Source organism: Streptomyces misionensis (genome assembly GCF_007896895.1).
GTDB classification, from domain to species: Bacteria; Actinomycetota; Actinomycetes; order Streptomycetales; family Streptomycetaceae; genus Streptomyces; species Streptomyces misionensis_A.
In genome coordinates this window covers 28,035-47,219 of the sequence record NZ_VOGW01000133.1, presented here as the reverse complement: position 1 = coordinate 47,219, position 19,185 = coordinate 28,035, and the positions used below count along the sequence as shown (strand labels likewise).

General features: G+C 75.5%; 15 protein-coding genes and 1 riboswitch. Of the genes, 14 read left to right on the top strand and 1 reads right to left on the bottom strand.

Annotation, left to right across the window (positions count from 1 at the left end):
- The first annotated feature begins 108 nt into the window (after positions 1 to 108).
- From FRZ03_RS23840 to cobI, 8 genes are all read left to right on the top strand, one after another.
- Entirely contained in the window at positions 109 to 336 is a 228-nt protein-coding gene (locus tag FRZ03_RS23840; RefSeq protein WP_146467195.1) for a hypothetical protein, read from the top strand.
- A 133-nt stretch (positions 337 to 469) separates the two neighbouring features.
- Positions 470 to 608: riboswitch (cobalamin riboswitch) on the top strand.
- 105 nt (positions 609 to 713) lie between these two features.
- The gene (locus tag FRZ03_RS23835) at positions 714 to 1,676 is read left to right on the top strand and encodes a cobalamin biosynthesis protein (RefSeq protein ID WP_146467194.1); all 963 of its coding nucleotides are present in this window, start codon (positions 714 to 716) and stop codon (positions 1,674 to 1,676) included.
- Positions 1,673 to 3,181 (top strand): cobyric acid synthase, encoded by a 1,509-nt coding sequence (locus tag FRZ03_RS23830; RefSeq protein ID WP_146467193.1) that lies wholly within the window; start codon positions 1,673 to 1,675, stop codon positions 3,179 to 3,181. The genes FRZ03_RS23835 and FRZ03_RS23830 overlap by 4 nt, the downstream gene beginning before the upstream one ends.
- A complete protein-coding gene (gene cobN / locus FRZ03_RS23825; RefSeq protein ID WP_146467192.1) occupies positions 3,178 to 6,834 on the top strand; it encodes a cobaltochelatase subunit CobN in 3,657 nt (1,218 codons plus the stop codon). Before FRZ03_RS23830 ends, cobN begins: the two co-directional genes overlap by 4 nt.
- Positions 6,831 to 8,834, top strand: a complete 2,004-nt coding sequence (locus FRZ03_RS23820; RefSeq protein WP_146467191.1) for a putative cobaltochelatase — start codon at positions 6,831 to 6,833, stop codon at positions 8,832 to 8,834. Before cobN ends, FRZ03_RS23820 begins: the two co-directional genes overlap by 4 nt.
- Entirely contained in the window at positions 8,834 to 9,433 is a 600-nt protein-coding gene (cobO, locus tag FRZ03_RS23815) for a cob(I)yrinic acid a,c-diamide adenosyltransferase (protein WP_146467190.1), read from the top strand. The genes FRZ03_RS23820 and cobO overlap by 1 nt, the downstream gene beginning before the upstream one ends.
- Positions 9,427 to 10,809 carry a cobyrinate a,c-diamide synthase gene (locus FRZ03_RS23810; protein ID WP_186785576.1) on the top strand — a complete coding sequence of 461 codons (1,383 nt, stop codon included), beginning with the start codon at positions 9,427 to 9,429 and terminating at the stop codon, positions 10,807 to 10,809. Before cobO ends, FRZ03_RS23810 begins: the two co-directional genes overlap by 7 nt.
- Positions 10,806 to 11,555, top strand: coding sequence for a precorrin-2 C(20)-methyltransferase (gene cobI / locus FRZ03_RS23805; protein ID WP_146467189.1), 750 nt, complete (start codon positions 10,806 to 10,808; stop codon positions 11,553 to 11,555). Before FRZ03_RS23810 ends, cobI begins: the two co-directional genes overlap by 4 nt.
- Before the next feature lie 23 nt (positions 11,556 to 11,578).
- Here the strand turns inward: cobI and FRZ03_RS23800 are convergent, their stop codons facing one another.
- A complete protein-coding gene (locus tag FRZ03_RS23800; RefSeq protein WP_146467188.1) occupies positions 11,579 to 12,310 on the bottom strand; it encodes a ZIP family metal transporter in 732 nt (243 codons plus the stop codon).
- Positions 12,311 to 12,429: 119 nt separating this feature from the next.
- On the opposite strand from FRZ03_RS23800, the gene cobM reads away from it, so the two are divergent.
- Genes cobM through cobC form a run of 6 tightly spaced genes read left to right on the top strand, consistent with a single transcriptional unit; the run spans position 12,430 to position 18,828 of the window.
- Complete coding sequence (gene cobM / locus FRZ03_RS23795; protein WP_146467187.1) at positions 12,430 to 13,272, top strand: precorrin-4 C(11)-methyltransferase; 843 nt, start codon at positions 12,430 to 12,432, stop codon at positions 13,270 to 13,272.
- A complete protein-coding gene (gene cbiE / locus FRZ03_RS23790) occupies positions 13,269 to 14,597 on the top strand; it encodes a precorrin-6y C5,15-methyltransferase (decarboxylating) subunit CbiE (protein ID WP_146467186.1) in 1,329 nt (442 codons plus the stop codon). The genes cobM and cbiE overlap by 4 nt, the downstream gene beginning before the upstream one ends.
- The gene (gene cobJ / locus FRZ03_RS23785) at positions 14,594 to 16,291 is read left to right on the top strand and encodes a precorrin-3B C(17)-methyltransferase (protein ID WP_146467185.1); all 1,698 of its coding nucleotides are present in this window, start codon (positions 14,594 to 14,596) and stop codon (positions 16,289 to 16,291) included. Before cbiE ends, cobJ begins: the two co-directional genes overlap by 4 nt.
- Positions 16,288 to 16,875 carry a precorrin-8X methylmutase gene (locus FRZ03_RS23780; RefSeq protein ID WP_146467184.1) on the top strand — a complete coding sequence of 196 codons (588 nt, stop codon included), beginning with the start codon at positions 16,288 to 16,290 and terminating at the stop codon, positions 16,873 to 16,875. Before cobJ ends, FRZ03_RS23780 begins: the two co-directional genes overlap by 4 nt.
- Complete coding sequence (locus FRZ03_RS23775) at positions 16,872 to 17,783, top strand: sirohydrochlorin chelatase (RefSeq protein ID WP_146467183.1); 912 nt, start codon at positions 16,872 to 16,874, stop codon at positions 17,781 to 17,783. Before FRZ03_RS23780 ends, FRZ03_RS23775 begins: the two co-directional genes overlap by 4 nt.
- Entirely contained in the window at positions 17,773 to 18,828 is a 1,056-nt protein-coding gene (cobC, locus tag FRZ03_RS23770) for an Rv2231c family pyridoxal phosphate-dependent protein CobC (RefSeq protein ID WP_146467182.1), read from the top strand. Before FRZ03_RS23775 ends, cobC begins: the two co-directional genes overlap by 11 nt.
- The last annotated feature ends 357 nt before the right edge of the window (positions 18,829 to 19,185 follow it).

The window sequence follows — 19,185 nt, the reverse complement described above, 5'->3', positions numbered from 1 at the left end:
CCAGGCCCACCGTGAACACGAGGCTGACGCCGAACACGGAGCCGATGGCCGCCCCGCCGGCCGCCACCGTCTGATCCCCGCGCCCCCGTTCACCAAGGAAGCATCCCCATGAAGATCGACTGGGCGGCCATCGGCTCCGTGTTCGGCGTCAGCCTCGTGTTCACGGTGGGCCTGGTGGCCCTGTTCACCCTCGGCGTCAACGGACTGGCCAAGCGCGAGAAGGCCGCGGCACAGGGCGAGTCCGCGGCGCTCGCCGTCACCGGCGCCTACGTCTGCTTCGCGGCGTGCGCGGCGGCGGTGGTGTACGGCATCGTCCTGATCGTCGCCAAGTCCTGAACCCCGGGACCCGCTCGACGAAAACCCCCGAAGGCCCCCGTGCGCCCGCCGCGCACGGGGGCCTTCGGCGTGCCCGGCCCGTGGCGTGATGTGGGCAGCGGCACACTCCCGCAGGTCAACGGCAAGTTGACGGCCGTTCCGGGCACGTGGTGGACTTCCCAGGCCATGTAAGGCGGCAGAAGAGGAAGCCGGTGCGAATCCGGCGCGGTCCCGCCACTGTCACCGGGGAGGAACCCCCGGGAGCCAGGAACTCTCGCCGCCCGTTTTTCTTCGTACCAGGGCGCGGACACCCTGAGTGAGGACCTGTATCGCCATGCTCGGCTGCCGAAGGACCAGTACCAGGAACACTGCCGCGGTGCCCACGGCCGGCTGAGCCGATGGGTGCCGATCGCAGGTATGCGTACGGCGCCGCCGCCGGGCTTCTCGGCGACCTGCTCCTCGGCGACCCCCGCCGCGGGCATCCGGTCGCCGTGTTCGGGCGTGCGGCCGCCGCCGTGGAAGGCGCGTTGTGGCATGACCACCGTGGCTGGGGCGCCCTGCACACCACCGTGTGCGCCGGTGGCGCCGTCGCGCTCGGAGCGCTGGCCGCACGCGTCGTACGCCCCTCCCCCGCCGCCTCCGTCGCGCTGACCGCCGCGGCCGCCTGGTCCGTGGTCGGCGGCACCTCGCTCGCCCGGGAGGCCCGGACCATCGGCCGCGCCCTGACCGCCGGGGACGTCGAGGCGGCCCGCGCCCGGCTGCCCCATCTGTGCGGCCGGGACCCGCAGGCGCTGGACGCCGACGGCATCGCGCGGGCCGTGGTCGAGTCGGTCGCCGAGAACACCTCCGACGCGGTCGTGGGCGCCCTGGTGTGGGGCGCGGTCGCCGGGGTGCCGGGGCTGCTCGGGTTCCGCGCGGTCAACACCCTGGACGCGATGGTGGGTCACAAGTCCCCGCGCCACCGCCGCTTCGGCTGGGCCGCCGCCCGCCTGGACGACGTGGCCGGCTGGCCCGGGGCCCGGCTGACCGCCGTGCTCGCCGCCGCGGCCGGGCCCGACCCGCGCGGCGCCGTACGCGCCTGGCGCGCGGACGCCGGCCGGCACCCGAGCCCGAACGCCGGCCCGGTGGAGGCCTCCTTCGCCGGCGCCCTCGGCGTCCGGCTGGGCGGCACCCTCTCCTACGGCGGCCGCGTGGAGCACCGCCCCGTCCTCAACGGCGACGCCGGGCGGGCCGTCCGGGCCGGCGACATCGACCGCGCGGTACGGCTCTCCCGCCGCGTCGGTCTGCTCGCGCTCGGCACCACGGTCGCCGCGCGCCTCCTGGTCACCGGAGTCAAGGGTTCGAAGGGACACGGGAAATGAGCGGTGGTCTGCTCGTCGCCGGCACCACCTCGGACGCCGGCAAGAGTGTCGTGACGGCCGGGATCTGCCGCTGGCTGGCGCGCCAGGGCGTGAAGGTCGCGCCGTTCAAGGCGCAGAACATGTCCCTGAACTCCTTCGTCACCCGCGAGGGCGCCGAGATCGGCCGGGCCCAGGCCATGCAGGCCCAGGCGTGCCGGATCGAACCGACCGCGCTGATGAACCCCGTGCTGCTCAAGCCGGGCGGCGAACAGAGCAGCCAGGTGGTGCTGCTGGGCCGACCGGTGGGCGAGATGAGCGCGCGCGGCTACCACGGCGGGCGGCAGCAGCGGCTGCTGGGCACGGTGCTGGACTGCCTGGCCGAGCTGCGGCGCACGTACGACGCGGTGATCTGCGAGGGGGCGGGCAGCCCGGCCGAGATCAATCTGCGGCGCACCGACATCGTCAACATGGGGATCGCCCGGGGCGCCCGGCTGCCCGTGCTGGTCGTCGGCGACATCGACCGCGGCGGCGTCTTCGCCTCCTTCTTCGGCACCCTCGCCCTGCTCGCGCCCGAGGACCAGGAGTTGGTCGCCGGGTTCCTGGTCAACAAGTTCCGGGGCGACGTCTCGCTGCTCGAACCCGGCCTCGACATGCTGCGGGACCTCACCGGGCGGCGGGCGTACGGCGTGCTGCCGTTCCGGCACGGACTGGGCATCGACGAGGAGGACGGCCTGCGCGTCTCCCTCCGGGGCGCCGTCCGGGAGTCCGCCGTGGCCCCGCCGGTCGGCGAGGACGTGCTGCGGGTCGCCGTGTGCGCGATCCCGTTGATGTCGAACTTCACCGACGTGGACGCGCTGGCCGCCGAACCGGGCGTCGTGGTGCGGTTCGTGGACCGGCCGGAGGAACTGGCCGACGCGGACCTCGTGATCGTGCCCGGCACCCGGGGCACGGTCCGGGCGCTGGAGTGGCTGCGCGCCCGGGGGCTCGCGGACGCCCTGGTCCGGCGGGCCGCGCGGCAGCGGCCCGTGCTCGGCATCTGCGGCGGCTTCCAGATCCTCGGCGAGCACATCGAGGACGAGGTGGAGTCGCGGGCCGGTGCGGTCCCCGGGCTCGGACTGCTGCCCGTACGGGTGCGGTTCGCCCGCGAGAAGACCCTCGCCCGCCCCGCCGGCCGGGCCCTCGGCGAGCCGGTGGAGGGGTACGAGATCCACCACGGGGTGGCGTCGGTCGAGGGCGGCGACCCCTTCCTGGACGGCTGCCGGTCGGGCCAGACCTGGGGCACCCACTGGCACGGCTCGCTGGAGTCGGACCGCTTCCGCCGGGCCTTCCTGCGCGAGGTGGCCGCCGCCGCGGGGCGCCGCTTCGTCCCGGCGCCGGACACCTCCTTCGCCGCGCTGCGCGAGGAGCAGCTGGACCGGCTCGGCGATCTGATCGAACAGCACGCGGACACGGACGCGCTGTGGCGGCTCATCGAGTCCGGCGCGCCGCAAGGACTGCCCTTCATTCCACCGGGAGCGCCCGCATGAGCACAGTGTTGTTGTTGTCGACCGCCGACACGGATCTGCTGGCGGCCCGGGCCTCCGGCGCGGACTACCGCATCGGCAACCCCACCCGGGTCGACGTCACCGGGGAACTGCCCGGACTGCTGGCCGGCGCGGACCTCGCCGTCGTGCGGCTGCTCGGCGGCAAGCGCGCCTGGGAGGAGGGGCTGGCCGCGCTGAAGGCGTCCGGCGTCCCGGCGGTGCTGCTGGGCGGCGAGGCGGTGCCGGACGCGGAGCTGATGGCCGAGTCCACCGTGCCCGCGGGCGTGGTCGCCGAGGCCCTGCGCTACCTGGTCGAGGGCGGCCCCGCGAACCTGCGCGAGCTGGCCCGCTTCCTGTCCGACACCGTGCTGCTGACCGGCGAGGGCTTCGAGGAGCCGCACCGGATGCCGGAGTACGGGGTCCACGGCGCGTACGAGTTCCGCGAGGACCGGCCGACCGTGGGCGTGCTCTTCTACCGGGCCCACGAACTCAGCGGCAACACGGCCTTCGTGGACACCCTGTGCGCGGCCGTCGAGGCGCGGGGCGCCAACGCCCTGCCGGTGTACTGCGGTTCGCTGCGCGGCGCGGACGCCGGGCTGTACGAGCTGCTGGGGCGGGCCGACGCGCTGGTGGCCACCGTGCTCGCGGCGGGCGGCACGCACGCCTCCGGGGCGTCGGCCGGCGGGGACGAGGAGTCCTGGGACATCGGCGCGCTGGCGGACCTCGACGTCCCGGTGCTGCAAGGCCTGTGCCTCACCTCCTCGCGGGCCGCCTGGGAGGAGTCGGACGCGGCGCTGTCCCCCATGGACGCGGCGATGCAGGTCGCCATCCCGGAGTTCGACGGCCGGCTGATCACCGTGCCCTTCTCCTTCAAGGAGCAGGGCCCCGACGAGGTCCCGGTCTACGTCGCCGACCCCGAGCGGGCCGCGCGGGTGGCCGGGATCGCCGTACGGCACGCCCGGCTGCGGCACAAGCCGAACGCCGAGAAGAGGATCGCGCTCGTCTTCACCGCGTACCCGACCAAGCACTCCCGGGTCGGCAACGCGGTCGGCCTGGACACCCCGGCGTCGGCGGTGCGGGTGCTGGACGCGCTGCGGGACGCCGGGTACGGGGTCACCGGATACCCGTCCGGCGGCGACGAGCTGATCCACCGGCTGATCGAGGCCGGCGGCCACGACGTGGAGTGGCTGACCGAGGAGCAGCTGGCCGCCGCGCCCGCGCGGGTGCCGCTGGCCGACTACCGGGCGTGGTTCGAGACGCTGGACCCGGGGCTGCGGGAGGCGATGACCGAGGCGTGGGGCGAGCCGCCAGGCAGCCTGTACGTGGACGGCGACGACATCGTGCTGGCGTCTTTGCGGTTCGGGAACGTCGTGGTCATGATCCAGCCGCCGCGCGGCTTCGGGGAGAACCCGATCGCTATCTACCACGACCCCGACATGCCGCCCTCGCACCACTACATGGCGGCCTACCGCTGGCTGGAGCACGGCTTCGGCGCGGACGCGGTCGTGCACATGGGCAAGCACGGCACGATGGAGTGGCTGCCGGGCAAGGGCCTCGGCCTGTCGCGCGGCTGCGCGCCGGACGCGGTCCTCGGCGAACTGCCGCTGATCTACCCCTTCATCGTCAACGACCCCGGCGAGGGCACCCAGGCCAAGCGGCGCGGGCACGCCACGGTGGTGGACCACCTGGTGCCGCCGATGGCGCGCGCCGACACCTACGGCGACCTGGCCAAGCTGGAGCAGCTGCTGGACGAGTACGCGCTCGTCTCCGACCTGGACCCGGCCAAGGCCCCGGCCGTCCGCGCCCAGATCTGGACCCTGGTCAAGGCCGCCGAGCTCCACCACGACCTGCATGTGGACGAGCAGCCGGACGACGCCGAGTTCGACGAGTTCGTCATGCACATCGACGGCTATCTGTGCGAGATCAAGGACGTGCAGATCCGCGACGGTCTGCACATCCTCGGCGGCGGCCCGGTCGGCGAACCGCGGGTGAACCTCGTCCTGGCCGTGCTGCGCGCCTCCCAGGTCTGGGGCGGCCGGGCGAACGCCCTGCCGGGCCTGCGGGCCTGTCTCGCCGCCCATTTCGGGCTGGTGGAGAAGGAGTTGCTGGCCGAGCCGGGCGCCCCGGTGAAGGTGCCGGTGGAGCTGACGGACCTGGCGGAGGGCCCGGCGCGGACGGCGGCCGACGCGATCGACCTGCTGGAGCAGCTGTGCCGCCGGGTCGCGGAGGGCATGGAGGCGCGGGACTGGGCGCGCGCGGCCGTCGGGGACGTCGTCCGGCAGGCACTGGGCGGAGCCGCGCTGCCGGAGGCGGTGGCGGTGCTGGAGTTCGCCTGCGACGAGGTCGTGCCCCGGCTGGCGCGCACGTCGGACGAGATCGGGCACATCCTGCGCGCGCTGGACGGCGGTTACGTCCCGGCGGGGCCCTCGGGTTCGCCGACCCGCGGTCTGGTCAACGTGCTGCCCACGGGCCGGAACTTCTACTCGGTCGACCCCAAGGCGATCCCGTCCCGGCTGAGCTGGGAGGTCGGGCAGTCGCTCGCGGACTCGCTGGTGCGGCGGTACCTGGCCGACACCGGCGAGTACCCGAAGTCCGTCGGCCTGACGGTCTGGGGCACCTCCGCGATGCGCACCCAGGGCGACGACATCGCCGAGATCCTGGCGCTGCTGGGCTGCCGCCCGGTCTGGGACGACGCCTCGCGCCGGGTGACCGGCTTCGAGACGATCCCGCTGGCCGAGCTGGGCCGCCCGCGCATCGATGTCACGGTCCGCATCTCCGGCTTCTTCCGGGACGCGTTCCCGCACGTCGTGGGGCTGATCGACGACGCGGTACGGGCGGTGGCCGAGCTGCCGGAGCCGGCGGAGTCCAACTATGTACGGGCGCACGTGGCGCAGGACACCGCCGAACACGGTGACCGGCGCCGTGCCACGGCCCGGATCTTCGGTTCCAAGCCGGGCGCGTACGGCGCGGGTCTGCTGCCGCTGATCGACGCCCGCAACTGGCGCTCCGACGCCGACCTCGCCGAGGTGTACGCCGTCTGGGGCGGTTACGCGTACGGGCGCGGGCTCGACGGGCGGGCGGCGCGCGGGGACATGGAGACGGCGTTCAAGCGGATCGCGGTGGCGGCGAAGAACGTCGACACCCGCGAGCACGACCTGGTGGACGCCGACGACTACTTCCAGTACCACGGCGGCATGGTCGCCATGGTCCGGCACCTGACCGGCGCCAACCCCGAGGCGTACGTGGGTGATTCGGCCGTTCCGGACCAGGTGCGGACGCGGACGCTGGGCGAGGAGACGCACCGCGTGTTCCGGGCGCGGGTGGTCAACCCGCGCTGGATGGCGGCGATGCGGCGGCACGGCTACAAGGGCGCCTTCGAGATGGCGGCGACCGTGGACTACCTGTTCGGCTACGACGCCACGGCGGGCGTGGTGGACGACTGGATGTACGAGAAGCTCAGCGCGGAGTACGTCTTCGACCCGGAGAACCGGGACTTCATGAAGAAGTCCAACCCCTGGGCGCTGCGGGGCATCACCGAGCGGCTGCTGGAGGCGGCGGACCGGGGCCTGTGGGCCGAGCCGGACGCGGACACGCTGGAGCGGCTGCGCGCCACCTATCTGGAGCTGGAGGGCGACTTGGAGGGCGACGACCAGTGACCACCCCCTTTCCTTTCACGGCCGTGGTCGGCCAGGACGATCTGCGGCTGGCGCTGCTGCTGAACGCCGTCTCCCCGGCGGTCGGCGGTGTGCTGGTGCGCGGCGAGAAGGGCACCGCCAAGTCCACGGCGGTACGGGCCCTCTCCGCGCTGCTGCCGGAGGTGGCCGTGGTGCCCGGGTGCCGGTTCTCCTGCGACCCGGCCGCCCCGGACCCGGCCTGTCCCGACGGGCCGCACGAGCCGGGGCCGGGCGCCGAACGGCCCGCCCGGATGGTCGAGTTGCCGGTCGGCGCCTCGGAGGACCGGCTGGTCGGCGCGCTGGACATCGAGCGGGCCCTCGCGGAGGGCGTGAAGGCGTTCGAGCCGGGCCTGCTCGCCGACGCGCACCGGGGCATCCTCTACGTGGACGAGGTCAACCTGCTCCACGACCACCTGGTCGACCTGCTGCTGGACGCGGCGGCGATGGGCTCCTCGTACGTGGAGCGCGAGGGCGTGTCCGTGCGGCACGCGGCGCGTTTCCTGCTCGTCGGGACGATGAACCCGGAGGAGGGCGAGCTGCGGCCGCAGCTGCTCGACCGGTTCGGGCTCACCGTGGAGGTCGCGGCCTCGCGGGAGCCGGACCAGCGGGTGGAGGTCGTCAAGCGGCGCCTCGCGTACGACGACGACCCGGGCGGCTTCGCCGCGCGGTGGGCCGCCGAGGAGACCGCCGTACGCCAACGGATCGCGGCGGCACGGGAGTTGCTGCCGCGGGTGCGGCTGGGCGACGGCGCGCTGCGGCAGATCGCGGCGACCTGCGCGGCCTTCGAGGTGGACGGTATGCGCGCCGACATCGTGATGGCGCGCACGGCGACCGCGCTGGCCGCGTGGGCCGGGCGGACGGACGTGCTGGCCGAGGACGTACGGCAGGCCGCGCTGCTGGCGCTGCCGCACCGCAGGCGCCGCAACCCCTTCGACGCGCCGGGCCTGGACGAGGACAAGCTGGACGAGACGCTGGAGCAGTCCGCCGGGCAGGACCGTGACGGGGACGGCGACGACGATCCCGGCCCCGGCGGTGGCGGCGGGCGGCCGGAGCCCGAGGACGGGCCGCAGGGCGGCGGGGACACCGCCGCGCGGCCCGAGGCCGGCGAGGGCGGGGAGCCGCAGGCAGCGGGATCGCGGGAGCAATCGGCCGCGCGGGCCGCCGAGCCGTTCCGGACCAAGGCGCTGAGCGTGCCCGGGATCGGGGAGGGCGCCGCCGGGCGGCGCTCGCGGGCGCGGACCGAGCACGGGCGGACGACCGGGGCCCGGCGGCCGCGGGGCGCCCTGACCAAGCTGCACCTGGCGGCGACCGTGCGGGCCGCCGCCCCGCACCAGCGGGCGCGGGGTCGGTCCGGGCCGGGGCTGGTGGTCCGCCGGGACGATCTGCGGCAGGCCGTCAGGGAGGGGCGCGAGGGCAACCTGGTGCTGTTCGTCGTCGACGCCTCCGGGTCGATGGCGGCCCGGCAGCGGATGAGCGCCGTGAAGGGCGCCGTGCTGTCGCTGCTGCTCGACGCCTACCAGCGGCGGGACAAGGTCGGTCTGGTGACGTTCCGGGGGTCGGCCGCGGAGGTCGCGCTGCCGCCGACGTCCTCCGTGGACGCGGCCGCCGTACGGCTGGAGTCGCTGCCGACCGGGGGCCGCACGCCGCTGGCGGCCGGGCTGCTCAAGGCGCACGAGGTGCTGCGGGTGGAGCGGCTGCGGGACCCGGCGCGCCGGGCGCTGGTCGTGGTGGTGACCGACGGGCGGGCCACGGGCGGACCGGAGCCGGTGGCGCTCGCCGGACGCGCGGCACGGCTGTTCGCGGCCGAGGCGGTCGCGTCGGTGGTCGTGGACTGCGAGTCGGGTCCGGTGCGGCTCGGTCTCGCCGGGCGGCTCGCGGGCGAGCTGGGCGGTACGGCCGTCACGCTGGACGAGCTGCGGGCCGACTCGATCGCCGGTCTCGTCAGGGATGTGCAGGGGAACAGCAGCAGGAGGGCCGCGTAATGCCTCAGGGGCAGCCGAGTGTGGTACCCGACGACGGCCTGACGACCCGTCAGCGGCGCAACCGTCCGCTGGTCGTCGTGCACACCGGGGTCGGCAAGGGGAAGTCCACCGCCGCGTTCGGGCTCGCGCTGCGGGCCTGGAACCAGGGGTGGCCCATCGGGGTGTTCCAGTTCGTCAAGTCGGCGAAGTGGAAGGTCGGCGAGGAGAACGCGCTGCGCGTGCTCGGTGCCTCCGGCGAGGGCGGCACCGTCGACTGGCACAAGATGGGCGAGGGCTGGTCCTGGGTCCAGCGCGACGCGCAGATGGACAACGAGGAGAAGGCCAGGGAGGGCTGGGCGCAGGTCAAGCGGGACCTGGCCGCGCAGACGTACCGGCTGTACGTGCTGGACGAGTTCGCGTACCCGATGCACTGGGGGTGGGTGGACACCGACGAGGTGATCGAGGTGCTGCGCACGCGGCCCGGCACCCAGCACGTCGTCGTCACCGGGCGGAACGCGCCGGCCGCGCTGGTGGACTTCGCCGACCTGGTGACGGACATGTCCAAGGTCAAGCACCCCATGGACGTGGGGCAGAAGGGCCAGAAGGGCATCGAGTGGTGAATTCGCCGGTGCCCCGGCTGGTCGTCGCCGCGCCCTCCTCGGGCAGCGGCAAGACCACTGTGGCCACGGGGCTGATGGCCGCGTTCGCCGCGCGGGGGCTCGCCGTGTCCCCGCACAAGGTCGGGCCGGACTACATCGACCCCGGATACCACGCGCTCGCGACCGGGCGGACGGGGCGGAACCTGGACGCCTACCTGTGCGGGCCGGAGCTGATCGCCCCGCTGTTCCTGCACGGGGCGCGGGGGTGCGACCTCGCCGTGGTCGAGGGCGTGATGGGGCTGTACGACGGCGCCGCCGGGGAGGGCGAGCTGGCGTCCACCGCGCAGGTCGCCAAGCTGCTCGGGGCGCCGGTGGTGCTGGTGGTGGACGCGTCGGCGCAGTCGCGGTCGGTGGCGGCGCTGGTGCACGGCTTCGCGTCGTGGGACCCGGGCGTGCGGATCGGCGGCGTGATCCTGAACAAGGTGGGGTCCGACCGCCACGAGGAGCTGTTGCGGGAGGCGCTGGACTCGGCGGGGGTGCCGGTGCTGGGCGTGCTGCGGCGGGCCCGTCCGGTCCGGACGCCGTCCCGGCATCTGGGTCTGGTGCCGGTCGCCGAGCGGCGGGCGGCGGCGACCGACTCGGTTGCGGCGATGGCGGCGCTGGTCCGTGAAGGATGCGATCTGGCCGCGCTGGAGGCGCTCGCCCGTTCCGCCGGTCCGGTGCCCGGGGACCCGGCCCCCTGGAGCCCCGTGCCGTCCGGCCCCGAGGGTCCGGCCCGGCCGGGCGGCGGGCCGGGGCCGCGCGTCGCCGTGGCGGGCGGCCCGGCGTTCACGTTCTCCTACGCCGAGCACACCGAGCTGCTCACGGCCGCCGGCGCCGAGGTCGTCCCCTTCGACCCGCTGCGCGAGGAACGGCTGCCCGACGGCACGGCCGGGTTGGTCGTCGGCGGCGGTTTCCCCGAGGTGTACGCCGCCGAGCTGTCCGCCAACGAACCGCTGCGCGCGGCCGTCGCCGCGCTCGCCGCGGCCGGGGCGCCGATCGCCGCCGAGTGCGCCGGGCTGCTCTATCTGTGCCGGGAGCTGGACGGCCGGCCCATGTGCGGGGTGCTGGACGCCACGGCGCGGATGACGGAGCGGCTCACCCTCGGCTACCGGGACGCGGTGGCCGTCGGGGACAGCGTGCTGGCCGCGGCCGGGACGCGGATGCGGGGGCACGAGTTCCACCGCACCGCGGTGGAGCCGGGCGCCGGCGCCGCGCCCGCGTGGGGCGTCCGGGGCCGGGACCGGCGCGTGGAGGGTTTTGTACAGCGGGGCGTGCACGCGAGTTATCTGCACACGCACTGGGCGTCCGAGCCCGGTGCGGCCCGTCGGTTCGTGGAGAGGTGCCGGACGTCATGAGCAGCAGGCTGATCGGTGTCGGGGTCGGTCCGGGCGACCCGGAGCTGGTGACGGTGAAGGGGGTCAACGCGCTGCGGGCGGCCGAGGTCGTCGTCGTACCGGTGATGGGCGCGGCCGACGGGCGGGACGGGGGTGAGCCGGGGCGCGCGGAGGCGACCGTGCTGCACTACGTGGCCGCCGAGAAGGTCGTCCGGGTGGTGTTCGCGCTGAACGAGCGGACCGACCGGGCGCGCCGGGAGGCCGCCTGGGACACGGCGGGCGAGCGGGTCGCCGCGCTGCTGGGGCGGCACGGGTCGGTCGCGTTCGCCACCATCGGCGACCCGAACGTGTACTCGACGTTCACGTATCTCGCGCAGACCGTCGCGGGGCTGGTGCCGGGGCTCGTCGTGGAGACCGTGCCCGGGATCACCGCGATGCAGGATCTCGCGGCGCGCTCCGGTGCCGTGCTGACCGAGGGCACCGAGCCGCTGACGCTGGTGCCGGTCACGGCGGGCTCCGCGGTGCTGGAGGAGGCGCTGGCCGGGCCGGGGACGGTCGTGGCGTACAAGTTCGGGCGGCAGGCCGCCGAGGTCGCCGGGGCGCTGGCCCGGTCCGGGCGGCTTCGGGACGCGGTGTGGGGGTCGGCGCTGGGGCTGCCGGAGGAGTCGGTGCGGCCGGCCGCCGAGCTGGACGGCGCGCCGCTGCCGTACCTGTCGACGCTGATCGCGCCGCCGCGGCGGGACGGCGGGCGGGGCGGGAAGCTGTGAGGCACACGGGACCGCGGGCGCGGTCAGCCGGAGATGCCGACCACCAGCCAGATGAACGCCGCGCCGGCGACCGTGCACAGCAGGGTGGAGCGGGCCGGGTGCTCGTGGTGGGCCTCGGGCAGGATCTCGGCGGCGGCGAGGTAGAGCAGCACGCCGCCGAAGAGGCCGAGATAGCCGCCGAGCACCGCTTCGGGGATGTGGAAGAAGACGGTGGACAGCGCACCGGCCAGGGGCGCGCAGGCGTCGGCGAGCAGCATGCCGAGGGCACGGCGGCGGGCGTTGCCGTAGAGGCTGGTGATGGTGAAGGTGTTGAAGCCGTCGGCGAAGTCGTGGGCGATCACGGCGAGCGCGACGGCGGTGCCCATGCCGCCGCCGACCTGGAAGGCCGCGCCGATGGCCACGCCGTCCATGGCGCTGTGGCCGACCATGGCGCCGGCCGCCGTGAGGCCGACCTCGGGCGCCCGGTGATGGTCGTGCTCGTCCCCGCCGTGGGCGGCCTGGCGCGCGGCGAGGGTGCGTTCCACGAGGTGGGCCAGCAGGAAGCCGGTCACGAACAGCAGCAGGGCCGCGGGTACGCCGAAGATCTCGCGGTCGGCGGCGTGCAGTGCCTCCGGCAGCAGGTCCAGGCCGACCACGCCCAGCATCAGACCGCCGGCGAGTCCGAGGACGAGATGCCGACGGTCGGTCACCCGCTGTGCCGTCCAGCCGCCGGCCAGCGTCATCAGGAACGCGCCGAGCGCGACGAAGACCGCCATAGGCACTTGCTATCCGATGAAGGCGCCTTCGCGCACATCGGGCACCTCGCATATCTCCTCGCATCCTGACATTTCACCCCGCTACTGCCGTGTGCTTTCCGTACGAGAGGACTTTTCCGATGGCCGACGCCCCCACAGACACACCCGCCGGGACACCCCTCGGCAAGGTGACCTTCGTCGGTGCCGGACCCGGCGCAGCCGACCTGCTGACGTTCCGGGCCGCGCGCGCGATCGCGGCGGCGGACGTGGTGATCTGGGCGGCCAGCCTGGTCCAGGCCGAGGTGCTGGAGCACGCGCGCGCGGACGCGGAGATCCTGGACTCGGCGACGATGTCCCTGGAGGAGGTCGTGGCCGTCTACCGGCGGGCGCGCGACGAGGGCCTGAAGGTGGCGCGGATCCACTCCGGCGACCCGGCGCTGTGGGGCGGCACGCAGGAGCAGCTGGACCGGTGCGCGGAACTGGGGATCGCGACGGAGATCGTCCCCGGTGTCTCCTCGTTCTCGGCGGTGGCGGCCCTCGCGGGGCGCGAGCTGACCATCCCCGAGGTCGCGCAGTCCGTCGTCCTCACCCGGCTCGGCGGCGGCAAGACGCCGATGCCGCCCGGCGAGGAGGTGCGCGAGTTCGCCCGGCACGGCACGACGATGGCGGTCTTCCTGTCCGCGGCGCGCAGCGGGCAGCTGGTGCGGGAGCTGCTGGAGGGCGGCTATCCGACGACGACCCCGGTGATCGTCGCCCATCAGGCGACGTGGCCGGAGGAGCTGGTCGTGCGGTGCACGATCGGCACGCTGGAGGAGACGGTCAAGGAGCACAAGCTCTGGAAGCACACGCTGTTCCTGGTGGGTCCGGCGCTGGACGCGCGCGGCACCCGCTCGCACCTCTACCACCCGGGTCACTTCCACGGCTTCCGCAAGGCGGACCCGGCGGCCCGGCGGGAGCTGCGGGAGCGAGGGGCGGGCAGGTGATCACGGTCGTCGGCACGGGGACGGGGGCGCCGCTGACCGAGGACGTCGCGGCCGGCGCCGCGCTCGTCGTGGGCGGGCGGCGGCACCTGGACGCGGCCCGGCTGCCCGCCGGGGCCGAGCGGGTCGTGCTGGGCCCGCTGGCACCCGCCCTGGACACCATCGCCGCGTACGTCGAGAAGGAGCTGCCGGTCCTGGTGCTGGCCTCCGGGGACCCGGGGTTCTTCGGGATCGTGCGGGCGCTGGCCGAGCGCTTCGGCGCCGAGCGGCTGTCGGTGCGCCCGGGGGTCTCCTCGGTGGCCACCGCGTTCGCCCGGCTCGGGCTGCCCTGGGACGACGCGGTGGTGGTCAGCGCGCACGGCAGGGCACTGCGCACCGCCGTGCACGTCTGCCGGGCCCGTCCCAAGGTCGCCGTGCTCACCGGCCCGGGGGCCGGCCCCGCCGAACTGGGCGCGGCGCTCGCCGGCCGCGACCGGGTGCTGGTGGTGGCGAGCGCGCTGGGCGATCCGGCGCGCGAACGGGTGGAGCGGGTGACCCCGGCCGAGGCGGCGGCCCGCGACTGGGGCACGGCGGTGAGCGTGGTGCTGTGCCTGGCGACGCCTCGGATGCCGGGGGCGCCGCAGGTGCCGGGGGCGCCGCAGGTGCCGGGGGCGCCGCTGGTATCGGGGCCGTCGCTGGTGCCGGGGCCGTCGCTGGTGCCGGGGGCACCGCGCACCCTCGCCGGAGCGGCGCCCGGCCCCGCGCGATGGGCCCTGGAGGAGGCCGAGTTCGCCCACCGCGACTCGATGATCACCAAGTTCGAGGTGCGCGCGCTCGCCCTGGCCCGGCTCGGGCCGCGCCTCGGCGATCTGGTGTGGGACGTGGGCGCCGGGTCCGGGTCCGTGGCGGTGGAGTGCGCCCGGCTCGGCGCGGCCGTCGTCGCCGTGGAGAAGAGCGCGGACGGGGTGGCCCGGGTCCGGGAGAACGCCCGCGCCCACGGCGTCGAGGTGGACGTGGTGCACGGCACGGCGCCGGAGGCGCTGGCCGGGCTCGCCCCGGACCCGGACGCGGTGTTCATCGGCGGCGGGGGGCGCGAGCTGCCCGCCGTGATCCGGGCGTGCGCGCCGCGCGCGCGGCGGACCGTGGTCGTGGCCATGGCCGCCCTGGACCGGGTGCCGGCGGCCCGCGAGGCGCTGACCGCCGCCGGTCTCGGCTGCGACGGGGTGCTGCTCCAGTCCTCGCGGCTGGCTCCCCTGCCGGGCGAGGTGACCCGGCTCGCCGCCACCAACCCGGTGTTTCTGCTGTGGGGCTCCAGAAGCCCTGTGTCCAATCGAGGAGTTGACCAGTGATCGGCCTGATTTCCGCCACCGCGGCGGGGGCGGCGGCACGGGACCGGCTGGCCGCGGCCTGGCCGCACCGTACCCGGGTGTACGAGGGTCCCGTGGGACCGGCGGTGCGGGCCGCGTTCGCCGAGTGCGAGCAGCTGGTGTGCTTCCTGGCGACGGGCGCGACGGTGCGGCTGCTCGCGCCGCTGCTCGGCGACAAGGCGGCCGACCCGGGCGTGGTGTGCGTGGACGAGGGCGGCCGGTTCGCGGTGTCGCTGGTCGGCGGGCACGGCGGCGGCGCCAATGAACTCGCCCGTGCCGTAGGCGAGTTCCTGGGTGCCGAGCCGGTGGTGACCACCGCGACGGACGCGGCGGGACTGGCCGGTCTGGACACCCTCGGCCTGCCCTGCGAGGGCGCGGTCGCCGCCGTCTCCCGGGCCCTGCTGGACGGCGAACCGGTGGTGCTGGAGCAGGAGCTGGCCTGGCCGCTGCCCCCGCTGCCGTGCTCGGCGCGGGGCTCGTACACCGTCCGCCTCACCGACCGGGACGTCCGGCCGGGCGAGCGCGAGGCGCTGCTGCGGCCGCCGTCCCTGGTGGTCGGCGTCGGCGCGTCCAAGGGGGCGCCGGCGGAGGAGGTCCTGGCACTGGTCGAGGGCGCGCTCCGGGAGGCGGGGCTGTCCCCGAAGTCGGTCGCCGAACTCGCCACCGTGGACGCCAAGTCGGAGGAGCCCGGCATCCTGGGCGCCGCCGAGCGGCTGGGGGTGCCCGTGGTGACGTACTCCGCCGGGGAACTGGCCGCCGTCGAGGTGCCCAACCCCTCCGACGCCCCGCTCGCGGCCGTCGGCACCCCGTCGGTCGCCGAGGCGGCCGCCCTGGTGCGCGGCGGTGAACTCCTCGTCCCCAAGCGGAAGTCGGGCGCCTCCCCGGCGATGGCGACCTGTGCCGTGGTGCGCCGTCCGGGGCGCGGGCGGCTCGCGGTGGTCGGGCTCGGGCCGGGTGCCCGGGACCTGCTCACCCCGCGCGCGGCGGCCGAACTGCGGCGGGCCTCGGTACTGGTCGGGCTCGACCAGTACGTGGACCAGGTCCGCGATCTGCTGCGGCCCGGCACCCGGGTGCTGGAGTCGGGGCTCGGCGCCGAGGAGGAGCGGGCCCGTACGGCGGTCGCGGAGGCCCGGCGGGGGCACGCGGTGGCGCTGATCGGCAGCGGGGACGCGGGCGTGTACGCCATGGCCTCGCCCGCGCTCGCCGAGGCCTCGGACGACATCGACGTGGTGGGGGTGCCGGGGGTGACGGCCGCGCTGGCCGCCGCCGCGATCCTGGGCGCGCCGCTGGGCCACGACCACGTCTCGATCAGCCTCTCCGACCTGCACACGCCATGGGAGGTCATCGAGCGGCGGGTGCGGGCGGCGGCCGAGGCGGACCTCGTGGTCACCTTCTACAACCCCCGTTCCCGGGGCCGCGACTGGCAGTTGCCGAAGGCGCTGGCGATCCTCGTCGGGCACCGGGAGCCGGCGACGCCCGTCGGCGTCGTGCGCAACGCCTCCCGGCCGGACGAGTCGAGCCGGGTCACCACGCTGGCCGGGCTCGATCCGGCGACGGTCGACATGATGACCGTCGTCACCGTGGGCAACACCGCGTCCCGCACGGTCGCCGGGCGGATGGTGACCCCGCGCGGCTACCGCTGGCAGAGCGGACGGACGCAGGAGGAGGCCCGGTGAACCGGATCGTGCACCCCATCGAGCAGGAGTCCTTCCGGCGGCTGCGCGCCCGCCTGGACACCTCGCACTTCCCGCCGCTGACCCGGGCGGTGGTGGAGCGGGTCGTCCACTCCGCCGCCGACCTGGAGTACGCGAGCGACCTCGTGCTGGCGGAGGCGGACCTGGTCCCGGCGCACGCCGCGCTGCACGCCGGGGCGCCGGTCGTGGTGGACGTGGAGATGGTCGCGGCCGGCATCACCCGGCGCCGGACCGTGTGCCGGCTCAAGGACGCCAGGTCCGGCCCGGGGCTCACACGTTCCGCGCACGCCGTGCGGCTCGCGTACGAGGAGGTGGGCCCCGGCGCCCTGTGGGTGATCGGCTGCGCGCCGACCGCCCTGGAGGAACTGCTCACCCTGGACGCCTCCCCCGCACTCGTCATCGGCCTGCCCGTCGGCTTCGTCGGCGCGGCCGAGTCCAAGGCCGCGCTGCGCGCGAGCGGGCTGCCCGCCGTGAGCAACGTGTCCGAGAAGGGCGGCTCGGCGGTCGCCGCCGCCGCGCTCAACGCCCTGCTGTATCACCCGATCCCGTCCGAGGAGACCCTGTGACCACCCCGCCCGCCCTGCTGATCGCCGGCCACGGCACCCGTGACGACGCCGGAGCCGAGGCGTTCCGCGCCTTCGTCCAGGAGCTGGGCCGCCGCCGTCCGGACCTGCCCGTCGCGGGTGGCTTCATCGAACTGTCCCCGCCGCCGCTCGGCGACGCCGTGGCCGAGCTGGTGGAGCGGGGCGTGCGCCGGTTCGCCGCGGTGCCGCTGATGCTGGTGTCCGCCGGGCACGCCAAGGGCGACATCCCGGCCGCGCTGGCCCGGGAGAAGGAGCGGCACCCCGGGATCTCGTACACCTACGGCCGTCCGCTGGGTCCGCACCCGGCGCTGCTGAAGGTCCTGGAGCGGCGTCTGGACGAGGCGATCGGCGGCCGGGACCGGGCGGAGGTGACCGTGCTGCTGGTGGGCCGCGGCTCCACGGACCCGGACGCCAACGCCGAGGTGTTCAAGGCGGCACGGCTGCTGTGGGAGGGCCGCGGGTACGCGGGCGTGGAGACGGCGTTCGTGTCGCTGGCCGCGCCGGACGTGCCGAGCGGCCTGGACCGGTGCGCGCGGCTGGGGGCGCGGAAGGTCGTCGTGCTGCCCTACTTCCTGTTCACGGGGATTCTCCCGGACCGGGTGCGGCGGCAGACCGAGGAGTGGGCGGCCGCGCACCCCGACACCGAGGTGCGCTCGGCCGATGTGATCGGGCCCGAGCCGGAGCTGCTCGACCTGGTGCTCGAACGGTACGAGGAGGCCGTCGAGGGCGATCTGCGGATGAACTGCGACTCGTGCGTGTACCGGATCGCGTTGCCGGGCTTCGAGGACAAGGTGGGGCTGCCGCAGCAGCCGCACTTCCACCCGGACGACGACGGGCACGGGCACGGGCACCACCATCACGGGGGGCACACGCACAGCCATGCGCACTGACGATTGCGGGCCGGACCTGCGGCACCACGGGGACGCCGAGGTGCGGGACGACGGGGCGGCCCTGGTCGACCTCGCGGTCAACGTACGGACCGACACCCCTCCACCATGGCTGCGCACCCGGATCGCCGGGTCGCTGTCGTCCCTCGCGGCCTACCCGGACGGACGGGCCGCGCGGGCGGCGGTGGCGGCGCGGCACGGCCTGCCGGACGACCGGGTGCTGTTGACGGCGGGCGCGGCGGAGGCGTTCGTGCTGCTCGCCCGGGCGCTCGGGGTGCGCCGGCCGGTCGTGGTGCACCCGCAGTTCACCGAGCCGGAGGCGGCGCTGCGGGATGCCGGGCACACGGTGGAGCGGGTGCTGCTGCGGCCGCGGGACGGCTTCCGGCTGGCCCCGGAGGCGGTGCCCGAGGACGCCGATCTGGTGGTGATCGGCAATCCGACCAACCCGACGTCGGTGCTCCACCCGGCCGGGGTGATCGGCCGGCTCGCCCGGCCCGGCCGCTGCCTGGTGGTCGACGAGGCGTTCATGGACGCGGTGCCCGGCGAGCGGGAGACGCTGGCCGGGCGGACGGACGTGCCCGGTCTGGTCGTGCTCCGCAGCCTGACCAAGACCTGGGGGCTGGCCGGACTGCGCATCGGCTACGTCCTGGCCGCCCCGGAGATCATCACGGCCCTGGAGCGGGCCCAGCCGCTGTGGCCGGTCTCGACCCCGGCCCTGACCGCCGCCGAGGCCTGCATGACGCCCGCGGCCCTGGCCGAGGCGGGCCACGCGGCGCACCGCATCGCGGCGGACCGGGCGCACCTGGTGGCGGGCCTGACCGCGCTCGCCGACCGGGGCGTCTCGGTGACCGGCCCGGCCGAGGCGCCCTTCGTGCTGGTCCGCGTGCCCGGGGCGGCGGTCGTACGACACCGGCTGCGCGATCTCGGCTATGCCGTGCGCCGCGGGGACACGTTCCCCGGTCTGGGCGAGGACTGGATACGCCTGGCCGTCCGGGACCGCCCCACGACGGACGCCTTCCTGACCGCCCTGTCGGCCGTCCTGTCCTGACGGGACGGCGTGCCCGCGGTGCGCGCCCCCCTCCCGGCAAACCGCAGGCACCGGGAGAGGGCGCCAGCCTTCACGGAGGAAACGGCGCGCGCACCGCCTGCGCCGACAGCGGTACGGGTGCCCGGATCACGGTCCGCCCGCCGCGACCGGACGCCGGCCCCGCCCCGGCACCACGTACGCGCCCCGGCCGGAACCGAGGCCACCGGCCACCGGGTCTCGTCGGCCGGACGAGGAGCGGGTTCGCGCACCGTACCCACCGCCGGACCGGAACCCGCAGGGGCGCAAGGCCTCCGGGACGGAAGGCCGTCGGCGCGCGCCGCATCCCCCGACCAGGCGGAGAGACCGGGCGGGCCGCGT